Origin of the sequence: Methanospirillum stamsii (assembly GCF_003173335.1) — an archaeon.
GTDB classification, from domain to species: domain Archaea; phylum Halobacteriota; class Methanomicrobia; order Methanomicrobiales; family Methanospirillaceae; genus Methanospirillum; species Methanospirillum stamsii.
On sequence record NZ_QGMZ01000029.1, the window covers coordinates 89,801 to 97,295 of the forward strand.

Here is a 7,495-nt window from a genome sequence, read left to right on the forward strand (position 1 = left end):
TGAAGAAAAAATTTCTACTTTTTAATCCTTGAATTTCTGAAAACTCATGGAAAAATGCATAGGTACTAAGAGATAAGTATCCTGTCCGGATCGCCGGATTTCTTTACACATGCTACGTATTCAGCAACCAGGTAAAAATTCGTCAAATCTATTTCATCCAGACCACGAAATACGAATAACTCATCCCAGAGCTGACTGCTTCCCTCCACCATGAAATATCCGGAGACAAGTTCAAAGCCAACAATAATAGCACATCCTTTGAATATATCATCCTGGTTTTCATAGAGATTTTTTCCGGATACGGCATCTTCTACCTGGAAAACCAGTGCCAGAGGGGTTTTACCTGCCGGAATCTTTTGTGCGTTATATTCATTCAGGGTGACATTTTCGATAACGACCCGGAGTAATGTTTGTTCAGTTCGTTCAGTGACCGGATATTTCTGTTTCAAGTAAGAAATGACGTCTTGTATTGGTTTATTGTTGGGTTTTAGTACGGGCCTGTAGGTCTCAAAGGTTTCTTTCCATGCCCGGACCATTTCCGGGGTTGGTTCCTGCATGAGCATAGGATACCGGTATATAAGCCCGGATAATATAACAATTTGTTTATTTACGATTATTTTGTATAATCTCTCAAAATCTCGAAGATAATAATAGAATTTTTTTCCGGGGTCTCTTTTCAAGAACTGTTACATCTGTTACAACTGCTACATGGACCTGATTCCAAAAATGGTCTAATTTTAATCGCCAGGGGCATAAAAAAAGTTGAAGATGAAGATCCTGTTTTTGACTCATAAGACCGGTTGCAAGGATTAGGAGAGTTAGAATTAGTTTTTCTTCGCAGACACATAGGTAACTCAAATATCAGCGATATCAGAATACACATAAAAACGCACTTGCCGGATTTGCTACGAACACCAATAAACCACCGGATTCTATTCCCGTCATCCCGGTATTTCTATTACCGTATAAAAGGCAAAAATCGGTTGGACAAATGAGAAACAGATTCCGAATGGATTGAGAATTGGAGATGATGGTATCTCCTGTATTTTTCGTATTTTATTGTGTTCGAATAGACATCAGTGTCTGATTAAATGCCTGTACTAATGAATCCGGAACATCTTTACTGAAAATGAAATAAAAGTCGTCTTCACTCAGGGTATATACCGCTTCATATTTTTGAGGATCAAGACCTTCCTTTTTCATCTCATATTTTCCTGTTTCATCCCCCGTAGCCCAGAGATCGATCTGCTCTTCTTCCAGCATCCGGATAAGATCTCCTGGAACCAGCCCGGTTTCTATCTGTTCTTTTTCAGCACCGATATTCGTAAGGAGGGTATTTTCAATCGTCCCCTGCACGGTCCCAATCCGGTATCCGGCAAGGTCTTGTGGATTTGTAATGGAAATGTTTTTCTGTTCCGGAGCAAACAGGACAAACTTTCCGGTGGTAAATGGTCCTGCCCACTGATAGAGTGGTTCACGTTCCGGAGATTTGGCGATTGAGAAAAGGACTGTTCCGTTCTCTTCCTGTGCCTGCCTGAATCCTTCAGATAAGGGAACAATCCTGATATCCTCCCGGGTTTTATTCACACCGATGCTTTTAAAGACCTTTTCAAGGATATCAACTGATATCCCTGCAGGAATGCCATCTTCCAGATAGTTATATGGTGCCCATTCTTCGGTAAGGTACTGCAGATGCGAGAGTCCTACCGCCGGTATATATCTCTCTAAAATTCGTTCATACGTGGTAATGCCAGTCTCGTCTTTTTCCTCTTTCAGAGTATCTAGGACATTTTGAAATACCTGAACCGTAGATTCAGGAACATCACGACTAAAAGCGTAATAGATTCCCATATCCTCGAGCGGGAAAACCACTTTGAAAGCATAATAATTGCCGGTCTCTTTCTCTGCGTAATGCCGGCCGGTGAGTTCAGGATAACACCAGAGGTCAATCTCATCTGCCTGAAGTTTCCTGATGAGTTCAGATACATTTGCATCGGTTACTATCTGATCTTCGCTGACTCCGGCATCAAGGAGCACCTGAGTTCCGGCATGACCCGGAGTTACCCCTACACGGAGTCCCTTCACGTCTCCTAATGTCGTTATTGTCAATGCTGCATCAGCGTTAGCAAATAGAACATCCCGCTCTACTGAAATTGGACCTGCCCATCGGAACAGTGATTCACGTGAAGGGATACGTCCGGTGGAAAAAATGACTGAATTATTTTCGGTAAGAGCGGACTGATACCCGGTTTCCCAAGGGACAATCTGCACGTTCTTACGAGGGATTTGATGACCCATCCGCAGAGTTATCGCTTCAAGAAGATCGATTGAAAGTCCTTTTACACTCCCGTTTTCCTCGTAGTTATAGGGTGGAAGGTGTTCTGTGTAAAAGGTCAGTTTTTCAAGTGATTGTCTTTCATTGACGGGCTCATATGTATTTTCTGCCAGCGAGATACCGGAGATAAAAATTATGCTAACAATCAGGATTATGCCCATCCGGTATAGATGAGGATTTGGGATGTTCAGGTATTGCATATCTCTTTTTAAACGTTGAAAACTATTTCAGGGTTTCTCTAAATATCAACAGGATTAATCTCTTAGGCTTATAAAAAAATACACAGATCTTATGTCAGTCCGGTTTGAGAATCTTATTCCTAAATTTATTCCCAAAATAAAATATATCTAAAGAATACCCAAATAATTTCCCATTACAAAAATTATCGATAATTATCCATCATTATTCATCTTAACTCAAAAACGATGGATAATCAAAATGTAATAACGATTACACGAAAACATGCATATAACCAAATAATAGGACAGTTTATATCTGAATGTGAATATAGATCCTCTCGCCCTTCTTCGTTTGAACGAACGGGAACTTAAGCAAAGGTTTGGAATTAAAAAAATTGGAATCTTCGGTTCTTTTGTTCATTGTAATGTACGAGAGGATAGTGATGTCGATGTTCTGGTAACATTTGAGAAAGGAAAAAAATCATTTGACAATTTCATGGGATTAAAATTTTATCTTGAAGAAATATTTAATCGAAAGGTGGATCTTGTTACAGAAGATGCCTTAAAACCACTCATTCGTGATCCTATTCTTAATGAAGTCGTGTATGCCTAGGGACCAACTACTCTATTTATCGGATATTATGGAGGCTATCAATAATATTCAGAAATATGTGGGAAATAATTCATTTGAAGATTTTTTGACCGATCAAATGAGAATTGATGCTGTTGTCCGCAACTTTGAAATTATTGGAGAGGCGACAAAAAATATCAGCAATGAAATAAAGGTTCAATTTCCGAAAACAGACTGGAGATCAATCGCCGGGTTTCGTGATATTCTTATTCATGGGTATTTTGGAATTGATATAGAAATAGTATGGGATGTAATTGAAAACAAACTCCCGGAATTAAAAGAAGAGATTAATCAGATTATTAACTCTGGAAAATTTTAATTTAATAAGTAATTGACAGACATACAAGATAAATAATATATTTTCTGACATAAAAGCAGCATATGAAGAAGAACATCATTAAAATAAACAATATCCCTGCCATTATATGGGGAGATACAAATGATAAACTGTACATTGCAGTTCATGGAAATCTCTCTCATAAAGAAGATAACGTTATCGGGATTCTGGCACATGAAGCGACCGCAAAGGGATACCAGGTATTGAGTTTTGATCTGCCGGAACATGGTGAGAGAAAAGATGGTACTACTCCATGCAAGGTACAAAATTGTGTTCACGACCTGGTTGAAATTTTCAGCTATGCAAAAACCAGGTGGAAAGATTTAAACCTCTTTGCCTGCAGTATGGGAGCATATTTCAGCCTTCTGGCCTATCACGAGGTTGATTTTAAAAAAGCCCTTTTCCTCTCTCCGGTAGTAGACATGGAACGAATCATCAGGAATATGATGATGTGGTTTCAGGTTACTCCGGAACGGTTGGAAAAAGAAGGAACGATTAATACCCCCATCGGTCAGAAATTATATTGGGATTATTTCTGTTATGTGTTAGACCATCCGGTCAATTCCTGGAAGGTTGATACCTCTATCTTATACGGAGCGAAAGATAATCTGGTAGAATTTGATACCATCAGCAATTTTACCGAAAAATTTCATTGCAAATTAGAGATTATGGAATCCGGAGAACATTATTTTCATACAGATGAACACTTACAGAGATTTAGAATGTGGTTACAATCTCATATTGATTACATTAATTCCGAAGATTTTACTATAAAATATTAATAGATTTCTATTTCTTTTAAGAAATTTTGATGAAAATGTCTCAAATTATTTATGATGAAGAATGGAAGGATCTTCCCATCAATCAATTACATGGCCTTTTCATGTCAGCGGGTTGGATCAGGGAGCCTGAAACACCGGGGATGATTCAAAATTTCAATCTTCCTTTTATTAATTCCACACTGGTGATTTCGGCCTGGCACGAGAATAAATTAGTGGGAGTTGTCAGAGTTCTTTCTGATAAAATTATCAGATCAACAATTCACGACTTGGTCGTAGATCCAGAGTTCCAGTCCAAAGGAATCGGAGGGGAGTTGCTTAAGCGTTGTATTCAGACATATCCTAAAACCGAATGGATTGTTCAAACAAATGACGAAAATATTGAATATTATTTGAAAAACGGTTTTACCCGGTATCCAAGAAATGTTCTCTTCATACCTTCTGCATGGGATCCGGATTATTAGGTCATTTCTTTGATCTTACTGAATAATAATGAAATTATAGTGACTTTTTTCCGGATTATCTGGAGGTGATTTCAGAGATTTCAGTTTTGAAAAATAAATTTTTCAATTTAAAATTTATGAGAGCTTTAGATTGTTACTGCCCAAATATTCTCTGAATAAACCAACAAGGTTATATCATTATATATATTATAAGAACTATGGGCTATTGCATACATCTTGGAATTCTCTGTTCATTGGTTCTGGTTTTTTGTACTGGATTCTGTTCTGCTGCTGAATCATCCTCCGCGTTGATCTATATCCAAGGGAGTGGGAGTGCAATCACGAATGGATCAAATGGGATGATAATAATGGTAAAGGATGTCGTTCCATATTTCCATATTACCGATGGTGTAGAAAGTAAATTAGTTCCCGTTGAATCCCTTACTGATATTTCCTACCCCGCACAAGCAGTAGTTAAACTTTTTAATGCTGAAAATGAAACCAACTCAATAATTCAGGTCTTAAATCTGTCGTTATCTGATGAGAATAAGGTTCTCACGCTAAATGTAAACCCGCTTGAGTATTATGAAGGGGAGATGCTCAAATCTCTTGTAAATGGGCAGGAACTAACTTTAGATGAGATAAACGGGGAATACAATCGTGCCGATATTTATTTAGAAGCAGTCTGGGAGGCACCATCAAATGCTCTGAATTGCAACCCCTGTTTCTGTTGTGATTTTGGAGGAAGTGGAGAGTGTGGGGATATTTGCACATGTTGCACACCCACATGATGTTACCGGTAATTTTATAGGGAACCAATTCATCCCTTTATTTGTGAGATACTTAACCGGTTTTTGTTCTTCGGGATAAAAATACCTTGAGATAAACTGTCTTTTCTGTAATATCTATGTATAATGAATGATAAACAAACCTGGGAGTCATTGGTGATGAGATCTAACTCCAATGATCCGGAACACGATTCCGATTGCAGGCAAAGGAAAAAAGGATAATGAAAGGTACCTTCTGATTTTTACAAAGAGGTTTAAGGTATCCTGCTTAAGGTTCTTCTTTCATTTCAGAACAATTCAGATACCTGCCAGACCCGACGATATACCGGACACCATCACTATCAGTACAAAGTTCGACATAACTCTTCTTTTTGTACAGGATGAGTGATTCAGGGTTTGAGTAAACGTAAGTAATCCAGCCTTTTCCTTCTTTTAAGGCAAGTTCCGTCAGATTATCACGAAACATGTTCCCTACCGCATCAGGTTTTCCGGAATAATGAGTTCCTACAGTCTGCGGGTTTACCGCGTTTGCAAGAAGGGTAACATTGGTATCAAAGACGAAGACATACAGATTTGGATCGGTAGAATCCACATACGGGCTTTCACCTGCGTTAATACTGGTAAGAGTTCCGCTGGGATCACCTTTCAAGTTTTCAATGGTCTTTTGGACAAGGTCTACCAGCCTCTCATCGGTAATATCACTATCCATACATCCTATCGGAAGATATTTCAGGAAAATCTTCTCATAGTCGGTGCTCCCACTTTCAGCCCGGTTCATCTTGAGTTCCTTAAGCGTGTCGTTCACCGAGGTGACGAATTCTTCAGGTGTATCCGGATTAAACGCAAAGTAATCTTTAAAATATCCTATCTCCTTTTGTTGTGAAAATTTGTCCGGATTCTTGGCATACGTTGCTATTGCTTTCTGACCTGGGTAATCTCCATAGGCAAATGCATCGACAGAACCGTCATCAACCATTTTTATTGCGTCTTCTGCGGTGAGGACTATTATGAGGTTCTTTTCATCAGCACCCGCATTCAGGGCTGAATTGATAGTCCGGCTATCTTGAATGACTGCAATTTTCAGTGCTGCGATATCACTTTTTTCTGAAAGGTTCACATCCTTATTCAGTATCCAACAATCGTAAAAATCAAACAAAATTAATGATTGCTGGATCAAACACTTTTTTCGCATAAATACAATATTTGAGCACTTTTGCATTTTTTAAAATTTTTTTGTTTTTTTTGATCCAAGGATTTTTTCTTTTTTAGAGTCGATTAACTTCATTCCGGAAAGTTTATATATGATAAAAATTTCGCGAAAAACTCCGTTATGGGAATTAAATACCAAAAAAATTCTGAATTGTCCGAATTTATTGGAAAAGAGCGGGCCACTTTAGAATTGGCAATCAGCTCGATTACCGATCATATCACTATCCTGCCTTGTGGGACATTTACTCCTGAGGACATTGTTTCAACGACTGTCGGAATGGCCATGAAAAGGTATTCGCCTACAGCGATATGTAAAGTGCCCAACCAAAAAATCCCATCCGCTACAACATTTTGGACATGTATTAATACTCTCGAATACGACGAGTTATTAAAAAATAGCACCGAATTGTTTCGAGATTCTTTGCATCAATTGCTTAAAAAAGGAGAATCCTATACTTTTGCAACAGATGAGGTAGATGACCCCTTTTATGGTAAAAAAGTCACGGAAAATGAAGACTTCGTTGTTGGGGGAAAACTAAAAAAGTCAACATGCTTTTTTTACAGATATATTATGTTTTCGCCGGTCCAATTTTGACCCATACCGCCGATCCAAAAATGATCCACCCCCTAAGGTAATCGTCGTAGTTTTTAGTCTTCTCTCCTTCTGAAACTCGTTCCACTCATATTCAGTATGAGAGCTCGATGAGTTATCCTATCAAGTAAAGCGGCAGTCAGTGTCTTGTCATGGAATATCCTTACCCATTCTGAAAACATGAGATTGGATGTAACCAATG

At 38.4% G+C, this 7,495-nt stretch carries 10 protein-coding genes; 6 read left to right on the top strand and 4 right to left on the bottom strand.

Annotation, left to right across the window (positions count from 1 at the left end; genetic code table 11):
- Positions 1-65: 65 nt before the first annotated feature.
- Both DLD82_RS13335 and DLD82_RS13340 read right to left on the bottom strand, forming a co-directional pair.
- Positions 66-557 carry a hypothetical protein gene (locus DLD82_RS13335; protein ID WP_245920450.1) on the bottom strand — a complete coding sequence of 164 codons (492 nt, stop codon included), beginning with the start codon at positions 555-557 and terminating at the stop codon, positions 66-68.
- A 499-nt stretch (positions 558-1,056) separates the two neighbouring features.
- A complete protein-coding gene (locus DLD82_RS13340; protein ID WP_109941626.1) occupies positions 1,057-2,535 on the bottom strand; it encodes a substrate-binding periplasmic protein in 1,479 nt (492 codons plus the stop codon).
- Positions 2,536-2,836: 301 nt separating this feature from the next.
- Here DLD82_RS13340 and DLD82_RS13345 point away from each other — a divergent pair, with 301 nt between their 5' ends.
- The 5 genes from DLD82_RS13345 to DLD82_RS13365 all read left to right on the top strand — a co-directional run bounded on the left by DLD82_RS13345 (position 2,837) and on the right by DLD82_RS13365 (position 5,495).
- Entirely contained in the window at positions 2,837-3,127 is a 291-nt protein-coding gene (locus tag DLD82_RS13345) for a nucleotidyltransferase family protein (protein ID WP_342764574.1), read from the top strand.
- Positions 3,128-3,155: 28 nt separating this feature from the next.
- Positions 3,156-3,464 carry a HepT-like ribonuclease domain-containing protein gene (locus DLD82_RS13350; RefSeq protein ID WP_245920451.1) on the top strand — a complete coding sequence of 103 codons (309 nt, stop codon included), beginning with the start codon at positions 3,156-3,158 and terminating at the stop codon, positions 3,462-3,464.
- Between the two features lie 62 nt (positions 3,465-3,526).
- Positions 3,527-4,264, top strand: coding sequence for an alpha/beta hydrolase (locus DLD82_RS13355; RefSeq protein ID WP_109941628.1), 738 nt, complete (start codon positions 3,527-3,529; stop codon positions 4,262-4,264).
- A 35-nt stretch (positions 4,265-4,299) separates the two neighbouring features.
- Positions 4,300-4,725, top strand: a complete 426-nt coding sequence (locus DLD82_RS13360) for a GNAT family N-acetyltransferase (RefSeq protein WP_181391440.1) — start codon at positions 4,300-4,302, stop codon at positions 4,723-4,725.
- Between the two features lie 197 nt (positions 4,726-4,922).
- The gene (locus tag DLD82_RS13365; protein ID WP_109941630.1) at positions 4,923-5,495 is read left to right on the top strand and encodes a hypothetical protein; all 573 of its coding nucleotides are present in this window, start codon (positions 4,923-4,925) and stop codon (positions 5,493-5,495) included.
- A 265-nt stretch (positions 5,496-5,760) separates the two neighbouring features.
- Here the strand turns inward: DLD82_RS13365 and DLD82_RS13370 are convergent, their stop codons facing one another.
- The gene (locus DLD82_RS13370) at positions 5,761-6,609 is read right to left on the bottom strand and encodes a cache domain-containing protein (RefSeq protein WP_181391441.1); all 849 of its coding nucleotides are present in this window, start codon (positions 6,607-6,609) and stop codon (positions 5,761-5,763) included.
- A 213-nt stretch (positions 6,610-6,822) separates the two neighbouring features.
- Here DLD82_RS13370 and DLD82_RS13375 point away from each other — a divergent pair, with 213 nt between their 5' ends.
- A complete protein-coding gene (locus tag DLD82_RS13375) occupies positions 6,823-7,296 on the top strand; it encodes a hypothetical protein (protein ID WP_109941632.1) in 474 nt (157 codons plus the stop codon).
- Positions 7,297-7,349: 53 nt separating this feature from the next.
- Here DLD82_RS13375 and DLD82_RS13380 read toward each other — a convergent pair whose 3' ends face one another.
- Complete coding sequence (locus DLD82_RS13380) at positions 7,350-7,493, bottom strand: ATP-binding protein (RefSeq protein WP_281268014.1); 144 nt, start codon at positions 7,491-7,493, stop codon at positions 7,350-7,352.
- Between the last annotated feature and the right edge of the window lie 2 nt (positions 7,494-7,495).